A 1580-nucleotide genomic window follows, 5' to 3' on the forward strand; every position below is an offset into this window, starting at 1 on the left:
CCACCAGGCAAGCGATCACGAACACGCCCCATTCCTTGACCCATACGTGTTGTCCTTTGCCCAGCGCATAGGCCAGCAGCGCAGACAGGATCAGCGTCACGCAACCGCCGAACAGGTAGATGGCGCCGCCTGCGATGGTGGCAAAGCTGGGCATGCCCATCTGCAGGCCCCAGTTCACGAGCACGGCGCCCACGGCGCTGCCTGCGGCGGCCAGTGTCCAGCCGCTCAGGCTCATGTAGCGGGTTGGTGCGGCCTTGGCCACAAAGGCTGTCCATAACAGGTGTGCGCCAGCGATCAAGCCCAGCAGTGTGGCCAGCGCGAACAGCTGGCGTGTGGCGGCTTGTGCCACGATGACCTGGTCTTCCAGTTGGATCACACCAGCAGGGATCCATTGGGCAGCGTGTTCGATGTGCTGCAGGCCGGGTTGAACCAGGTAATGTTGAACCGTGGTGATGCCGGCTGCCAGCAGCACCAGCGGGCTCAGCATGGCCAGCAGGCGACCCAGCTTGGCGTGCAGGCCGAAAGGCTGCGCCACCTTTTGAGCGGATGCGGCCGAGCGGTCAGCTTGTAGCCAGCGGTTGATGGTGAACAGGCCGTAGCCGATCATCACGGTCAACGGCACCAGCACGCCAGTGACGGCGTAGTTGCCTTCCAGCTGACGCATGTCTTGCGGGCCGAACATGCCGAAGGCCAGCCAGCCATAGCGCTGAATGGGCGCGGTCAAAAGCAGGCCGAAGTTCAGGCACATGAAGGCCTGGTGCTGGGCGATGCGCTTTTGCAGCATCGAATAGATCGCCATCCACAAGGTCACGGTCACACCGACGGCCAGTGCCCACAGGCCTACGTAGAAGGTGAGGTGGTCATAGATGTCGACCACGGCCGTGCGCGAGAGGTAGACCATCGCGGCGATCATGGCCGATTGCGCAGCGAGGATGTAGATGCCGCCGAAGGCTCGGTGCCACAGCGGGAAGCGACGACGGAAAGCGGGCCAGAACTGCAGCGCGCCAAACAGCATGCACACGCCACCCAGCGCATTGTGGATGGACAGGGTGACGCCATTGAACTTGGGCATCGTGGCGTAGTGGATGGCGGGCTCGCTCAGACCATCTTTGCCGAAGCTGTATTGGGGCGAGCTGTGCTTGCGCAGAAAGTCAAATCCGATGCCGCTGTGTTCGGCGGCCGAGCCGCTGCTGTCGCCGGCTTCAGCAGCACGCTGCATGGCCACGCGTTTGGCGGCCACGTCAGCATTGCCGGCCCCCTTGTAGTTGACGATGCCCGTGTCAATCGCCACGACGCCATACAGCAGCATGGCCAGGGCCAACACCACGGCGATGGCGCGCACCAGCCAGGCGCCTTTCATGGCAGGTGTGGAAAGCGGGGTGTTGGCGGCAAGGCTCATGGTGATCCTGTTGAGGTTCGGGCGATGGACGACGGGATGCCGTGTGCGGCTTCTCGGCTTTATTGGCCTGCGGCTGCTTGCTGAGCGCGACGGCGGCGAGTGGCCAGTCCCAGGCCAGCCATGCCCAGGCCCATCAGGGCATATGTGCCGGGCTCAGGAACTGCCGGTGCGGCCTTCACGC

General features: G+C 63.9%; 2 protein-coding genes. Both read right to left on the reverse strand.

What is annotated here, in order from left to right; genetic code table 11:
• Positions 1-1399 (reverse strand): DUF2306 domain-containing protein (locus EPO09_RS16980; RefSeq protein WP_290644757.1); only part of this gene is annotated, 1399 nt, incomplete at its 3' end.
• Between the two features lie 59 nt (positions 1400-1458).
• A complete protein-coding gene (locus EPO09_RS16985; RefSeq protein ID WP_290644761.1) occupies positions 1459-1578 on the reverse strand; it encodes a PEP-CTERM sorting domain-containing protein in 120 nt (39 codons plus the stop codon).
• Positions 1579-1580 lie beyond the last annotated feature (2 nt).

The organism is Aquabacterium sp. (assembly GCF_004297345.1).
Lineage (GTDB): Bacteria > Pseudomonadota > Gammaproteobacteria > Burkholderiales > Burkholderiaceae_C > Aquabacterium.